The organism is Rhizobium sp. SG_E_25_P2, assembly GCF_029892285.1.
GTDB lineage: Bacteria > Pseudomonadota > Alphaproteobacteria > Rhizobiales > Rhizobiaceae > Rhizobium_E.
Genome location: NZ_JARXVM010000001.1, coordinates 122,662 through 136,312 on the forward strand (window position 1 = coordinate 122,662; position 13,651 = coordinate 136,312).

Consider the following 13,651-nt stretch of genomic DNA (forward strand, 5'->3'; position numbering starts at 1 on the left):
ATCTGCAGAAGAAGCTCATATGGCGCGCGACACCACGGACGACACTCTTGTCACTTCGATCGACGACCTGACGGCGCATATCGCGGCCGGTGAGAAACCCGAAAGCGCCTTCCGGCTCGGAACGGAACACGAAAAATTTGTGTTCTACACGAAGGACAACAGCCCCGTTCCCTATGAAGGCGAGACTGGCATCAAGGCTATCCTTGAGATCATGCGCGGTCGGCTCGGCTGGGATGCGATTATTGATGCGGGCAACATCATCGGCCTCGCCTCTCCAGACGGCATGGGCGCGATTTCGCTCGAACCCGGCGGCCAGTTCGAACTGTCCGGCGCGCCACTTTCCACGCTGCATGAAACCGCTGAGGAAACGCGCGGTCATCTGGATCTGATGCGCGACATCGCCGGACCGATGGGCATCGGCTTCCTGGGTCTTGGCGGCAGCCCGAAATGGAGTTGGGACGAAACACCGAAAATGCCGAAGTCGCGCTATGGCATCATGTCGCGCTACATGCCAAAGGTTGGAACACGCGGCCTGGACATGATGTATCGCACCTGCACAATCCAGGTGAACCTCGATTTCTCCTCAGAAGACGACATGCGCCGCAAGATGCAGGTCGGCCTCAAGCTGCAGTCGCTGGCCACAGCGCTGTTTGCCGCCTCTCCATTCACCGAAGGCAAGCCGAACGGACTGACTTCCTGGCGCGGCGACATCTGGCGCGACACCGACAACGCTCGCGCCGGTCTGCTGCCCTTCGCCTTTTCGGAAGAATTCGGCTATCGCGACTATGTGGAATGGGCGCTCGACACGCCAATGTATTTCGTCGTGCGGGACGGCGTCTATCACGACTGTACTCACGTCACGTTCCGCCAGTTCATGGCCGGAGCGCTCAAAGGGGACTTGTCGGACTGGCGCGCGAATATTGGCGATTGGACCAATCACCTTTCGACGCTGTTTCCCGATGTCCGGCTCAAGCGCTTCCTGGAAATGCGCGGGGCCGATTGCGGTCCGGAAAGCCATATCAACGCGCTGCCCGCCTTCTGGGTCGGGCTGCTCTACGATACGGGCGCGCTTGAGGACGCCGTGCAATTGACCCGCGACTGGAGTTTCCAGGCTGTCCAGGACGCCCGGGACGCCGCGCCCCGGCTTGGCCTCGACGCGATGTTGGGTGCGAGAACCCTCGGCGACATCGCCCGCGATGCGCTCGACATTTCTCGCAAGGGCCTCAAGGCGCGCCGCGTGTTGAACGCGGACGGGGCGGATGAAAGCATCTATCTTGCGCCGCTCGAAGACATCGTCTCAAACCGGACGACGCTGGCCGATGCGTTGCTGTCGCGGTTCGAGGGGGACTGGAAGGGATCGGTCGACCCTGTGTTCTCGGAATACCGCTACTGAGGGGATCACCTGCCCCGCCTTTCCTGTTTCAAGAACGCGAATCCGCGCTATAGTGGTTGAGACGCATAGCGCTTCGCTTTCTTGAAAGGACTATCATGCTGCCTTTGTTCGACCTGATGATGAATGCCCAGAATGGTCAGGGGACGGAGGCGATGGCCCGGCAGTTCGGGCTGGCGCAGGAACAGATGCAAAAAGCGATGACGGCGCTGATGCCGGCGTTTTCGTCCGGCTTCAAACGGAGCGCCGCCAACCCCTATGATTTCACGACGCTCCTCCAGTCGGCCATGTCAGGCGAGTATGTGAAATATTTCGAGGATATGAGTTCGGCATTCACGCCGAAGGGGGTTGCGGACGGCAATGCGATTCTGGGCCAACTGTTCGGCTCCAAGGACGTGTCGCGCGCCATCGCCGACCAAGCCGCGCAAATGTCCGGCATCGGCCAGGAAGTTCTCAAGCAGATGATGCCGATAATGGCCAACGCCATGGTGGGCGGCTTTCTCCGGCAGATGGCCGAACAGTTCCGCGCCGCCGGCGACGCGATCACCGCTGGCAACGGCGCGAAATTGATGGAGCCCTGGCTGCAGGCCTCGGGGATGGTGAACAAGCCTGCCCCCGCGACCAGTTTTCAGAATCCATTTCTGGACGCCATGCAGGCCATGATGACGCCGCCCGTTCCCAAGCAAGAAAAACCAGCCGATCCCTTCGCCGCCAATCCGTTCATGCAGATGCTGGGCGCGATGAACACGGCCATGACGCCACAACAGGCAAAATCAATGGCGCCCGACGCTAGCGGCGCCGATGCCTATGGCAGCTTTTTCAACCAGATGTTCGAGAGCGGCATCGAGGTCCAGAAAGCCTATCAGAACAACCTCGATTCCATCCTCAACAGCTACTTCTCCGGCGCCAAGCCCAAGGTGGACTGACGCTGACTGGGCGGGGTGTGGACAATGTCCCGTATTGGCGCAAACCCCGCCACGCAGCCATTCCTAAATTGCAGTGCACCCCAGCGCTTTGCGCATGGCTCCATGCCCCAAATACCTATGCATATTGAGAAGTGTTAAAAAATTCTTCTGCATTGCAGGGCTTTTAGGGAACTACGCCACATTTTCGCGCGTTTGATGGTCTGAATCGGAGCAGAGCGGGTTGATTTCACTTGGATAATCAACCTTACGACAATGTTAATCCCAGGTGACAATCACGGCCGATTGGTTTAACGCTTTGGCATCCCGTGATCAGGCGCCTCTCATTCAGGTTATCAGTATGAATCCTGGAACACTCAGCACGACCCTGCCCCTTCGCAGCACGACGGCAATGCCGGGCGCATCGGCCGAATTGGACGCGATTTCGGCGTCGCGCGGGTCCAGCTGGATTCATGCGGCCCTCGACAAACCGTTTCAATTTGCGCTCAAGCGCGGCATGGATATCGGCGTGTCCGGGTTGGCGCTTCTGGTGCTGCTTCCGTTCTTTCTGATGATCGCGGCAGCGATCGTGATCGAGAATCGCGGTCCGGTCTTCTTCAGCCAGCAACGTTGGGGTCGCGGCGGCAAGCTGATCCGCATTTACAAATTCCGCTCGATGCGCAGCGATATGTGCGATGTGAGCGGCGTACGGCAAACAACCGAGAATGATCCTCGCGTGACGCGCATGGGCGCGTTCCTGCGGAAGACAAATCTTGATGAGTTACCGCAACTGATCAATATTCTGCTTGGCGACATGTCGCTCGTCGGCCCGCGTTGCCATGTTCCTCAGATGCTGGCGGCTGGCGTGCTTTATGAAGAACTGGTGCGTGATTATCATATCCGTCACCTCGTTCGTCCCGGCCTGACAGGCCTTGCGCAGATGAACGGCTATCGCGGCCCCACCAACACCGAAGAAGCCGCACGCGGTCGCGTCGCCCACGATATCGAATATATCAAGTCCTTCTCCATCGTGCAGGACATCCGCATCATCATCGGCACCGCGGTGCGTGAATTCCGAGGCGGCACCGGCTTCTGAGCGAAATATGATCTCATAGCATTTCGCAAAGGTGGGACGTGTTCCCGCCTTTTTTGCGTTGTTTTTCAAGCGCGATCAGAAAGGGACGGATGTAGCTGAAATATGTTGACACTTGCATTCATGTTTTATAGTTGAGTATTATTATCATGTTATAGAAAGGGATCCCCAATGGCTCTCACCATTTCCGTCGCAGACGCCAACAAGGATGGAGAAGGCGTGAACTTCACCGCCTATCTGAAGAATTTCGACACGACTTATGTCTCGTCAGGATATGGCGGCTTCAACACACCCGACGAGAGCGACCCGTTCAAGGGTGAAGGTTATGTGACCATGGCCAATGAAGACGGCGATGGCGGAGCGAGCGTGGTGTTCACCTCCGACGGCGGCTTCACCTATGATCTCAGCACGCATGTTGTCAGCGGCAACCTGAAGTCGATCACGTTTGGCACTGACACATCCTATGACGAAACAACCGAAACCTATTCCAATTCGGGCGACATCGTCATCTCCGGTTTCTCCGACTATGCGACGACGACGCAAGACGGTCAGATCATGGGCGATCTCATGGATTCCCGCATCACGACGCTGACATCGCTCCTGGCGAGCGATTCCATCATCTTCAAAGGCTCGACAGGCGATGACGTGTTCACCGGCTACGGCCATGCAGACACGATCAGCGGCGGCAATGGCGACGACACGCTGAGCGGCGCGGGCGCAAGCGACAAGATCAATGGCGGCTACGGCGCGGACAAGATCAATGGCGGCGCGGGCAATGACGCCCTCACCGGCGGCTATGGCAACGACACCATCAAGGGCGACGCAGGCGCGGACACTTTGACGGGCAATGCCGGCAATGATCGCCTGGTTGGCGGCGCCGGCAAGGATGCGTTGACCGGCGGCGCGGGCGCGGACACCTTTGTTTTCGCCAAGAGCGGCGGCGCCGACACGATCACCGACTTTGCCGCCGGCTCCTCGGGCAAGGATGTCATCGAGTTCGCAGATGGCCTGTTCAAGAATTACGCCGATGTGATCGATTCCGCCAAGGATACGGCCGACGGCGTACTGATTTCCTATTCGGGCGGCAGCGTGCTGCTTTCCGACATCGACGTTGCCGACCTCAACAAGTCGGACTTCCACGTCCTCTGAGCAGAGAAGACGAATTCCCAGGAGACGCGACCGATCCGGCCGCGTCTTTTCTTTTTCCCGTCAGGCGGCTTCGTCGGCGGGAAATATCCTGAGTTTTCCGGATTCGTGACGCACCGACAATGCGCAACCATACACGTCCTCAAGGATTTCCTCCTTGAAGACATCCTGCGGAGAGCCTTCCGCCGCCAAACGGCCATGTCGCAGCATCACCACATGGTCGGCGAACATGGCGGTGAGATTGAGGTCATGCATCACCGCTATGACGCCGCCGCCCTTCGTTGCGAAGTCGCGCGCTGTGCGCATCAGCGCCAACTGGTGCTTCACATCAAGACTGGCCACGGGTTCGTCGAGCAACAACCAGCGCGGCTTGCCATCGATGGCGGGGCTGCCGATCTGGCAGAGCACGCGGGCCATATGCATGCGCGATTGTTCACCTCCGGACAGAGCCAATGCGGAGCGGCTTTCGAACCCCGACAGATCCACCGCCATCAGGCGCTCGGCGATCAGCCGATCCGCCTCTCCGCGCGAGTGCACTTCGCCCGCCACGACGCCCATCTCCAAGACTTCCCGGACCGTGAACGGAAAACCAAGCTGAATCGACTGGGACATGACGCCGCGAAACCGGGCCTGCTCTGTCACCGACATAGTTTGGAGATCACAGCCGTTGAGACGGATAGCACCCGAATATCGACGATCGCCCGCGATGGCTCGGAGCGTAGAGGTCTTTCCGGATCCATTCGGGCCTATGATCATGGTCAATCGCCCTGGATGCGCCTCGAAACTCACACCGTCGACGACGCGGCGGCCGCCAAGGCTCACCGACACCTGCTGCAGCGAAATCATGTCTGTCTCACAAAATTTGGCCGCGACGACCGCGGAAAAGGATCCACAGGAAGAAAGGAGCGCCCATGATGGCGGTCAGGATTCCGATCGGCAACTCGGCGGGCGCAACGATCACACGCGACACGACATCGGCTGCAATGAGCAAAACGCCGCCCAGCAAAGCCGATCCCGGCAACAGAAAACGATGGTCCGGTCCCACTGCCAGACGAAGGATATGCGGGACAATGATTCCGACGAAACCGATGACGCCGCAGAAGGCCACGGCCACGCCAGTCATGGCGGCCACCAGGAAGATCGCCAATTTCTTCAATCGTTCAACCGGAACGCCCATATGCATGGCCGCCGCCTCGCCAAGCGTGAAAGCATTCAGGCCACGCGCCAGAAACGGCATGACCATCAGACTTGGCGCGATTACCGCCGTGGCGATCAGCGCCTTCTCCCATGTTGCTCCGGCCAACGAGCCAAGGTTCCAGAAAGAAATATCGCGCAATTGCAGATCTTCCGCCATATAGACGAAGAGACCGGTGCCAGCCATGGCGAGCGCGCCAATCGCGATGCCTGCAATCAGCAAGGTCGCCACCTGCGTCTCACCATCCCTCGAGGCGATGACATAGAGAAGTATCGTCACTGCAAGCCCGCCGACAAAGGCAGACACAGGCAAAAGAAGCGGACCGAGCACATAGGCGAGCGGCGCGAGCAAGGTCGGCCCTAGAACAATCGAACCGACCGCCCCGAAGCTTGCCCCGGCCGATACGCCCACGACGCCAGGATCGGCGAGTGGATTGCGAAAGAGCCCCTGCATGACCGCGCCCGAGACAGCGAGGCCCGCGCCCGCCATGAGGCCGAGCACGGCCCTGGGCAAACGAATATCGACGATGACAATCCGGTCGCGCAACGCTTCCACGCCCTCCTGCGCCTGACCGGAAAGCAGCGCCGTCAAAAAGCGCCACAGTGAAGCCGAACTCGCGCCCGCGCCAACGGACGCGAACAATGCGACAAGAGTGACGACAAGAAGCGCGGCAAGACCGATTCTTTGCCGAGGCGGCATAGGAAGACTCTTGCCGGGGCGGCGCCGCGCGCCAGATCGCAACGGCGCCATATCGATCTCAGCCGCCATAGAGGGCCTTCGACAGATCGCGGATCGCGTCCGCCGCGCGTGGTCCGAACCCAAGCGTCGTCGCGCCATCGACGCGAACGATCGCTTTCGCCTTTCCTGCCGGCGTCAGGGCGATGGCGGGATGCGCCAAGACTTCCGCGTCCGACGGCCCCGGACCCGCCCGGCTCATCATCACGATGAGGTCGGGGGATGCGGCGACCACAGCCTCGTCGTTCATCGACTTATAGCCCTGAAACTCGGCGGCGACATTGGTTGCGCCGGCCAGCTTCAAGATGCCGTTTGCGGCGGTATGGTCGCCCGCAGCCATGATCTTGCCATTCTGCAGGGTCAGCACGAACAGCACGCGCTTGCGCTTTTCGGCGGGGATTTCAGCCGCCGCCTTTACCGCCGCGTCGATATCGGCCGACACTCTGTCGACAAGCGCCTGGGCCTGCTCATGTGCGCCAAGCGCATCGCCGACCGCCATGATCTTGCGCGCGATGCCGTCTCGATCATACCCTTCCGGGACGGTCACGACCTGAACCGATGACTTCTTGATCACGTCGATCGCCGGCTTGGGGCCGCTTCCCTCGATCATCAGGATCGCGGAAGGATTGACCGACAACACGCCTTCGGGAGAAAGCTGCCGCATATAGCCGACATCCGGCAACTTGACCGACTCCGCAGGGAAGAGACTGGTCGAGTCCCGGGCGATCAGCAGATCGGACTTGCCGAGCGCATAGACGATTTCGGTGACCGCCCCACCGATCGCGACGATGCGGGACGGATCCTTGATTTTTTCCGCAGCGCCCGGCGCCGTCGCCAGCACAAGCGAGGCTATAGCGGCTGCCAACCCGACGCGGCCACTGTTCATAAGGTGCTTCAACATGGTCTCAGGTCCTAGGCAGCTGCGGCTGCGTTGGTGGTCGAAAGGCTTTCGACAAGCGCGCGCCATTCCGTCATCTCGGCATTGCCTTCCTTCCGTTTTCCGAAGAACTGGATGATCATTTCGCCTTCGGCGTCATAGGCCTCGATCGAGGTGACGTGACCGTCCTTGGTCGGCTTGCGCACGGCCCAGGCTTCAGCGATGTGATCCATGCGCAGATGCAGATGGAACGTCGGGTCCATGACATTGATCCACGGTCCCATCGGCTGAATGTTGGAAACCGGGCCGGTATGGATCTGCACGATGCCGCGATTGGCGACGAAGCACATCAGATTGACCTGCGTTTCGACCGACTTCTGGAAGAATTCGGCGATCACGCCATCGGCGAGCTTCCAGGCGAATTCTTCACCCACCGCGCGCACGGCGGCGCAGCGATCAACGTCCAACTTGCGCAACATGCCGAAAAATTCATGCGTGTCGGTCAATTTGCTCCACTGATCGCGCAATTCGGCGACATCGAAGCCCTCCTTGCGGCCGGACGGCAATTTCGTGAACACTTCGGCAGTGAAATCCTGCGACTGATCCTCAAGACGGAAATCGGCGACGATGCGCTCATAAGCCTCCAGGTTGGAGTCCGGACGCAGATGGATCTTGTGGATCGCCTCGCCGGACTTGTCGAAATATTGCAGGCTGCGCCTGACGACATCGCCATCCGTCTTCGTCACGGCGAAGGCGTGCGCCCAAACCCAGTTGAAAATGCGCAGGTCGATGTTGTCGCCGAGAGTCAAAGACGTGCGCTCGCCGATCTCGATTTTTTCGTAGACGCCAATCTTTTCGTGCACGGCGCTTTCATTGCGGCTAAGCGCCATCACGGAACCGAGTTCAGGCGCACGCTCCAGCAAGCGGTTCGGATTGGCGTCGATGCGGATAGCGGAAATTCCCACTTCGGCAGCCACCAGCGCCGCCTCGGAAACGCCGAGATTGCTTGCGATATCGCGCTCCCGTAATTTGGCGTTTTCAGCCCGGTAGGCGCGGATTTCGGACGGCGTCGGCCCAATCTTGCTCATAGTCCATTCCTTTTCTGTCGCCCGCAGCGGCGGGGCTTATTTGTTGAGAATGAGTTTGCCCTGTTTGGTGATCTTCATCCGGTAGGCCGAACCGCAGTGGTTGATCACGATTTCACGGTCGCCCTTGAACAGGGCCTTCGTGTCGTATTCGCGCAAATTGGCGTCGAGAACATCGTCGGAGGCAGCGCGCTCGCCCCGCGACGGTTCTCTTTCTCCACTCGGCATGATTGGCCTCTTCATTCAGATCTTTGTTGACTTCCGTAGTCATATTTCTTAATCCACGCAATACCAGTGGATGGAAGTCAACTTAAAATTTGTTGATCGCGCGGTGGCGAATAATGTTGCTGATCGCACGCGCTGCGAGGCTTGCGGGCGCGGGAATTAGGGTTTGGAAATGACACAGCCAGCCGACGGCAAAATCGTCCAGCTCGATACGCTCAGGTTCAAACCCGCGAATTCCAATGACGCTGCCCGATCCGTGGTGTCCCACAAGTTCCAGAATGTGCCTCGCTGCTCATTCGCCCGCGACGACGGCATTTCGTCTTATCTCGCTTCCGAAACGCAGATCGACAGCTTCCCCGCCTCGGCGGTTGGCCAGGATCCCATTCATCATGATATTCCTCATCCATCTGCGGAGCCGGACAAGCCGCAGGCTAAAATCCAGCTGAAATTGCTGCGAAGCGGTTTTGCGCTTTCGGTCGTGTTTCACGTCAGCCTGGCCCTAGCCCTCGGCTTCATTGTCGCCAAGGCGCCCGACGACGCGTTGACACAAGGTGAGACGGTAATCTCGCTGATCGTCCAGGGCCACGATTCCGAGGTTGATGCGCGCGCGTCCGGCGAGGAAACAGCCAAAGACGTAGAGGTGGAAGAGCCTCAACAAGAGGTCGTCGAACCGCCGAAACCCGACCCGGCGCCAGAACCCAAACCGGTAGAACCGCTGCCGGTCGCCAAAGCAGAGCCCACTCCGCCACCCGTGATTCCCGCGACGCCGGAACAGGTTCTCAAAGACGCGCCGATGCCGATGCTCGGCGCGCCGCTTCCTGAGCTGTTGACTGCCACCACGCCTGCAGAGGCAAAAGTGGAGGAGATCGCCAAGCCCGTCGTTCAAGAACCATCCGAGCCAATCGAGGAACCAAAGCCCGAACCGCCAAAGCCCGTGGAGCCGCCGAAAACCGTCGAAAAGCCGGTCGAAGAGGCAAAGCCTGTAAAGCCGAAGCCGGAAGAAAAGAAGCCGGAACTGAAAAAGCTCGAACCAAAGCCCGTGGTCGAGAAGAAAAAACCGCAGAAGAAACCCGTCAAGAAGACGGTGGCGAAAACCGACCAGAAAAAACGCAAGGGCCAGAACACCCAGCAGCAATACAACGCCGATCGCGGACGCTCCGACGCCAAGAACAAAGGGCAATCCGCGAAGGACGCCTCCAAAGGCGCAGCCAGTCGAGAAAATGGCAACGCCGCCCGCAGCAATTACAAGGGGCTAGTCGAGCGAAAGCTGAGCCGCGCCCAGAAACGCGTGCGAGCCAGAGGCAAGGGCGTCCTTACCGTTTCCTTCACCATAATGGCAAACGGCAGCGTGTCCGGGGCAAGAGTTTCACGTAGTTCCGGGGACCCGAAGCTCGACTCTACGGGATTGCAGATCGTTTCAAAGGCAGCGCCTTTTCCGGAAATACCGCAAGAAACCGGCCGAAAAAGCTGGTTGATGAGCACAGAGATTGATTTTCGTTGACGATTTCTTCATTCCGCCCAACAAAGTCTTAAAAGGATGGAGAAAATCCTCTCAGCATACTTAAACCGTCTCTAACCAAGTGATTTAGCTAAACCTTATCTCCTGATCCCTATGGTGTGTGCCAATCCGGAATGCAAACCGGGAACACGCCATTCTATGGAGGAATGAGGATGAAAGAGACAATTCGCGAACTTCTCAAGAAGCACGCCAACCTTCCTGTCAATGTGGATGAACTGGACGCGAGCGCCGATCTCTATGCCGCCGGCCTCTCTTCCTTCGCCTCCGTGCAGGTGATGCTGGCGCTTGAGGAAAACTTCGATATCGAATTTCCCGACAGCCTTCTGAACCGCAAATCCTTTGCGAGCATCGAAGCGATCGAACGCACCGTCTCCTCGATCGTCGACGGCAGAAAGGTCGCCTGATGAACATCCCGGTCAATCTGACAAGCGGCAGTCTGGTCGAACGCGCTCAGCGCGTTGCGGCTGTCGCCAAGGCCCATGCGGCCGAAGTGGACCATGACGGCCGCTTCCCAGAGGAAGCCGTCAACGCCATGAAGGCGGAGCGCCTTCTGTCTATCCAGATCCCGACGGAACTCGGCGGCGACGCCGCGACGACCGGCGATATCACCGAACTTTGCTCGATCATTTCCCAGGCCTGCGCCTCCTCGGCCATGGTGTTCGCCATGCATCACATCAAGCTTTCGAGCCTGGTGGAGCATGGCATGGAGAGCGACTGGCATCGCGGCTTCATGAAGCGCATCGTCTCCGAACAGCTACTGCTCGGTTCTGCTACGACCGAAGGCGGCATTGGCGGCAATCTGCGCAATTCGATCTGCGCGATCGAGGTCGATGGCGACATCTGCCGGCTGGAAAAGGACGCCACCGTCATCTCCTACGCTACCCATTCAGACGCGATCCTGATCACCTCACGCGCCCACAAGGATGCGGCCCCCAGCGACCAGGTGATGACCGCCTTCACCCGCGAGCAATACACGCTGGAGAAGACTCAGGGCTGGGACACGCTCGGCATGCGCGGCACCTGCTCGGAAGGTTTCCTGTTCAAGGGTCAAGCGCCCAGGGAGCAGATCTTCCCCAAGCCGTTTGCGGAAATCGCTGCGCAATCCATGCTCGCCAACAGCCATATCCTGTGGAGCGGCGTCTGGTATGGCATCGCGGTCGATGCGGTCAATCGCGCCCAGGCCTTTGTGCGCTCTGCCGCCCGCAAGCAACCGGGCACGGTTCCGCCCGGCGCCATTCGTCTCGCCGAAGTCTCGACCATGCTGCAGATGATGAAAGCCAATGTCGTGGCCGCCATCAAGGCCTATGACGAAGCCAAGCTTGACGGCGAGAAGCTGTCTTCGGTCGCCTTCTCGGTGGCCATGAACAATGTGAAAATCGCTTCCTCCGAGAGCGTGCTGGCCATCATCGATCATGCGATGCTGATCTGCGGCATTCTCGGCTATAAGAACGATACGCCTTTCAGCCTCGGTCGCCACCTCCGCGACGCGCATTCCGCCCGCCTGATGATCTCCAACGACCGGATCCTCGGCAACACATCCACCATGCTCCTGATCCACAAGCAGGACACGAGCCTTCTGGGATAATCACAATGGATATGCAGGTTTCTTTTCTCGATCGCCTTTTTGATTCCGGACTTCTCATCGACACGGGCGTGGACGGGCTTTACGGCCGTTCGGGCGAATTCGAAGGCGTGATCGCCGCTTTCGAGCGGCTGATCGACACAATCGGCGGCGGCGATGGCGCAGAAGCCATCCGCTTCCCGCCCGGCATGAACCGCGCCTATTTCGAGACCAGCGGTTACATGAAGAGCTTCCCTCAGCTCGCCGGAACTGTTCACTCCTTCTGCGGCAACGACCATGATCATCTCAGCCTGCTGCAATGCATGGAAGAGGGCAAGGAGTGGACGAAAGAGCAGAAGGCGACCGACATCGCGTTGACGCCTGCGGCCTGCTACCCGCTCTATCCCACCATCGCCAAGCGCGGCCCGATCTCCATGAAGGGCGGCCTTTACGACCTGCAATCCTACTGCTTCCGTCATGAGCCTTCCAAGGATCCGGCGCGCCAGCAGCTGTTCCGCATGCGCGAATATGTCTGCATGGGCAAGGAAGCGCATGTGACCGATTTCCGCCAGACCTGGATGGATCGCGGCGTCGAGATGATGAATTCGGTGGGCCTAGACGTCGAGATCGATGTCGCCAACGATCCGTTCTTCGGCCGCGCCGGCCGCCTGCTCGCCAACAACCAGCGCGACCAGAACCTCAAGTTCGAGCTGCTGATCCCCGTGACCTCGCAGACCAACAAGACGGCCTGCATGAGCTTCAACTACCACCAGGACGCCTTCGGCTCCAAATGGGGTCTGAACCTCGAAGACGGTTCGGTGGCGCATACCGCCTGCGTCGGCTTTGGCCTTGAGCGCATCGCGCTGGCGCTGTTTGCCCAGCACGGCCTCGACACCAAGCTGTGGCCGGACACTGTCCGCAAGGTTCTGTGGGGCTGAGGCGATGGCCGCAGTATTTCCTCATCTCGATCCCCTCGCCTACCGGCCGCATGCGTTGCATTCGGCCGAGCGGGCCTGGCCCGAGACCAATTGCTATGTCGATCTGTGGATCGAGGCGCTTCACGCCATGGGCGCGGCGCCCGAGGCCATGCTCGGCTTCACGCTGACCCAGGATTTCGAGGGCGACCAGTTCACTTTCTTCAAGGTCCCGCTGGAAGACCTCGAAAGCCTTTATGACGTCAGGGTGACGGAACTGGCGATCTTCGACCGGGTCGAGGATCACGTCTCCGAACAGATCGCCCGCGGCCGTCTCTGCCTTTTGGAGATGGACAGCTATTACATGCCTGATACGAAAGGCGTGGCCTATCGCACCGAGCACGGCAAGACGACGATCGCCATCAACCGGCTGTCGGAGAAGGACAAGTCGATCGACTACTTCCACAATGGCGGTTTCCACCGCCTGGAAGGCGAAGATTTCGACGGCGTGTTCGGCAAATTCCATCCCGAAGGCGCCCCGCCTTTCCTGCCCTATACGGAATTCGCCAAACTGCCGGCCCGGCTGCCGGACGCCGCGCATCTCCGGCGGGAAGCCGATCGCCTGCTCAAGCGGCATCTGAAGCGCATGCCGGAGGACAATCCGGTCGCCGCCTTTGCGCGGGTGTTTCCGATGCAGGTCAGCGCGCTCGCCGATCGCCCGTTCGAGTATTTTCACAAATACGCCTTCAATACGCTCCGGCAGTTGGGCGCGAATTTCGAACTGGCGGCGACGCATTTCGACTGGCTGGCTCCCGGCGGCGATCTCAAGGCCTCCTCCGACGCCGCCATGACCATCGCCAACACCGCCAAGACGGCGCAATTCCAGCTGGCGCGGGCGCTGACGCGCAAGAAATACGACACGCTCGGACAGGCGCTCGCGCCGGCCGTGGACGCCTGGGATCACCTTAGGGAAACCATCTCGGCGCATATCAACTGATCCTTAACCATA

Annotated in this window: 14 protein-coding genes; 9 read left to right on the forward strand and 5 right to left on the reverse strand. The window is 59.5% G+C overall.

Annotated features, from left to right (window positions below):
* Positions 1 to 19: 19 nt before the first annotated feature.
* The 4 genes from M2360_RS00550 to M2360_RS00565 all read left to right on the forward strand — a co-directional run bounded on the left by M2360_RS00550 (position 20) and on the right by M2360_RS00565 (position 4,534).
* Positions 20 to 1,393 (forward strand): glutamate--cysteine ligase, encoded by a 1,374-nt coding sequence (locus M2360_RS00550; RefSeq protein WP_280772420.1) that lies wholly within the window; start codon positions 20 to 22, stop codon positions 1,391 to 1,393.
* Between the two features lie 95 nt (positions 1,394 to 1,488).
* The gene (locus M2360_RS00555) at positions 1,489 to 2,316 is read left to right on the forward strand and encodes a DUF937 domain-containing protein (protein ID WP_280772421.1); all 828 of its coding nucleotides are present in this window, start codon (positions 1,489 to 1,491) and stop codon (positions 2,314 to 2,316) included.
* Positions 2,317 to 2,809: 493 nt separating this feature from the next.
* Entirely contained in the window at positions 2,810 to 3,388 is a 579-nt protein-coding gene (locus M2360_RS00560; RefSeq protein WP_280773050.1) for a sugar transferase, read from the forward strand.
* 168 nt (positions 3,389 to 3,556) lie between these two features.
* On the forward strand, positions 3,557 to 4,534 hold the full coding sequence (locus M2360_RS00565) for a calcium-binding protein (RefSeq protein WP_280772422.1): 978 nt from the start codon (positions 3,557 to 3,559) through the stop codon (positions 4,532 to 4,534).
* Positions 4,535 to 4,594: 60 nt separating this feature from the next.
* On the opposite strand, the gene M2360_RS00570 is transcribed toward M2360_RS00565, so the two are convergent.
* Genes M2360_RS00570 through hemP form a run of 5 tightly spaced genes read right to left on the reverse strand, consistent with a single transcriptional unit; the run spans position 4,595 to position 8,651 of the window.
* On the reverse strand, positions 4,595 to 5,377 hold the full coding sequence (locus M2360_RS00570) for a heme ABC transporter ATP-binding protein (RefSeq protein ID WP_280772423.1): 783 nt from the start codon (positions 5,375 to 5,377) through the stop codon (positions 4,595 to 4,597).
* Between the two features lie 7 nt (positions 5,378 to 5,384).
* On the reverse strand, positions 5,385 to 6,563 hold the full coding sequence (locus M2360_RS00575; RefSeq protein ID WP_280772424.1) for an iron ABC transporter permease: 1,179 nt from the start codon (positions 6,561 to 6,563) through the stop codon (positions 5,385 to 5,387).
* Positions 6,484 to 7,362: an ABC transporter substrate-binding protein gene (locus M2360_RS00580; protein WP_280772425.1), complete on the reverse strand. Its 879-nt coding sequence runs from the start codon at positions 7,360 to 7,362 to the stop codon at positions 6,484 to 6,486. The genes M2360_RS00575 and M2360_RS00580 overlap by 80 nt, the downstream gene beginning before the upstream one ends.
* A gap of 11 nt (positions 7,363 to 7,373) precedes the next feature.
* A complete protein-coding gene (locus M2360_RS00585; protein WP_280772426.1) occupies positions 7,374 to 8,426 on the reverse strand; it encodes a ChuX/HutX family heme-like substrate-binding protein in 1,053 nt (350 codons plus the stop codon).
* A gap of 36 nt (positions 8,427 to 8,462) precedes the next feature.
* Positions 8,463 to 8,651 (reverse strand): hemin uptake protein HemP, encoded by a 189-nt coding sequence (hemP, locus tag M2360_RS00590; protein WP_280772427.1) that lies wholly within the window; start codon positions 8,649 to 8,651, stop codon positions 8,463 to 8,465.
* A gap of 169 nt (positions 8,652 to 8,820) precedes the next feature.
* Between hemP and M2360_RS00595 the strand changes: the two genes are divergently transcribed.
* From M2360_RS00595 to M2360_RS00615, 5 genes are all read left to right on the forward strand, one after another.
* The gene (locus M2360_RS00595) at positions 8,821 to 10,149 is read left to right on the forward strand and encodes a TonB family protein (protein ID WP_280772428.1); all 1,329 of its coding nucleotides are present in this window, start codon (positions 8,821 to 8,823) and stop codon (positions 10,147 to 10,149) included.
* Positions 10,150 to 10,319: 170 nt separating this feature from the next.
* On the forward strand, positions 10,320 to 10,571 hold the full coding sequence (locus tag M2360_RS00600; RefSeq protein ID WP_280772429.1) for an acyl carrier protein: 252 nt from the start codon (positions 10,320 to 10,322) through the stop codon (positions 10,569 to 10,571).
* Complete coding sequence (locus tag M2360_RS00605; RefSeq protein WP_280772430.1) at positions 10,571 to 11,752, forward strand: acyl-CoA dehydrogenase family protein; 1,182 nt, start codon at positions 10,571 to 10,573, stop codon at positions 11,750 to 11,752. Before M2360_RS00600 ends, M2360_RS00605 begins: the two co-directional genes overlap by 1 nt.
* Positions 11,753 to 11,757: 5 nt before the next feature.
* Positions 11,758 to 12,666: an amino acid--[acyl-carrier-protein] ligase gene (locus M2360_RS00610; RefSeq protein ID WP_280772431.1), complete on the forward strand. Its 909-nt coding sequence runs from the start codon at positions 11,758 to 11,760 to the stop codon at positions 12,664 to 12,666.
* Between the two features lie 4 nt (positions 12,667 to 12,670).
* Positions 12,671 to 13,639 carry a DUF1839 family protein gene (locus M2360_RS00615; protein ID WP_280772432.1) on the forward strand — a complete coding sequence of 323 codons (969 nt, stop codon included), beginning with the start codon at positions 12,671 to 12,673 and terminating at the stop codon, positions 13,637 to 13,639.
* The last annotated feature ends 12 nt before the right edge of the window (positions 13,640 to 13,651 follow it).

Excerpts from the sequence above, each read along its gene's own strand:
- M2360_RS00550 (WP_280772420.1), top strand. The coding sequence starts at position 20 with ATGGCGCGCGACACCACGGACGACACTCTTGTCACTTCGATCGACGAC.
- M2360_RS00555 (WP_280772421.1), top strand. The coding sequence starts at position 1,489 with ATGCTGCCTTTGTTCGACCTGATGATGAATGCCCAGAATGGTCAGGGG.
- M2360_RS00560 (WP_280773050.1), top strand. The coding sequence starts at position 2,810 with ATGGATATCGGCGTGTCCGGGTTGGCGCTTCTGGTGCTGCTTCCGTTC.
- M2360_RS00565 (WP_280772422.1), top strand. The coding sequence starts at position 3,557 with ATGGCTCTCACCATTTCCGTCGCAGACGCCAACAAGGATGGAGAAGGC.
- M2360_RS00570 (WP_280772423.1), bottom strand. The coding sequence starts at position 5,377 with ATGATTTCGCTGCAGCAGGTGTCGGTGAGCCTTGGCGGCCGCCGCGTC.
- M2360_RS00575 (WP_280772424.1), bottom strand. The coding sequence starts at position 6,563 with ATGGCGCGACGACGCTTGGGTTCGGACCACGCGCGGCGGACGCGATCC.
- M2360_RS00580 (WP_280772425.1), bottom strand. The coding sequence starts at position 7,362 with ATGTTGAAGCACCTTATGAACAGTGGCCGCGTCGGGTTGGCAGCCGCT.
- M2360_RS00585 (WP_280772426.1), bottom strand. The coding sequence starts at position 8,426 with ATGAGCAAGATTGGGCCGACGCCGTCCGAAATCCGCGCCTACCGGGCT.
- hemP (WP_280772427.1), bottom strand. The coding sequence starts at position 8,651 with ATGCCGAGTGGAGAAAGAGAACCGTCGCGGGGCGAGCGCGCTGCCTCC.
- M2360_RS00595 (WP_280772428.1), top strand. The coding sequence starts at position 8,821 with ATGACACAGCCAGCCGACGGCAAAATCGTCCAGCTCGATACGCTCAGG.
- M2360_RS00600 (WP_280772429.1), top strand. The coding sequence starts at position 10,320 with ATGAAAGAGACAATTCGCGAACTTCTCAAGAAGCACGCCAACCTTCCT.
- M2360_RS00605 (WP_280772430.1), top strand. The coding sequence starts at position 10,571 with ATGAACATCCCGGTCAATCTGACAAGCGGCAGTCTGGTCGAACGCGCT.
- M2360_RS00610 (WP_280772431.1), top strand. The coding sequence starts at position 11,758 with ATGGATATGCAGGTTTCTTTTCTCGATCGCCTTTTTGATTCCGGACTT.
- M2360_RS00615 (WP_280772432.1), top strand. The coding sequence starts at position 12,671 with ATGGCCGCAGTATTTCCTCATCTCGATCCCCTCGCCTACCGGCCGCAT.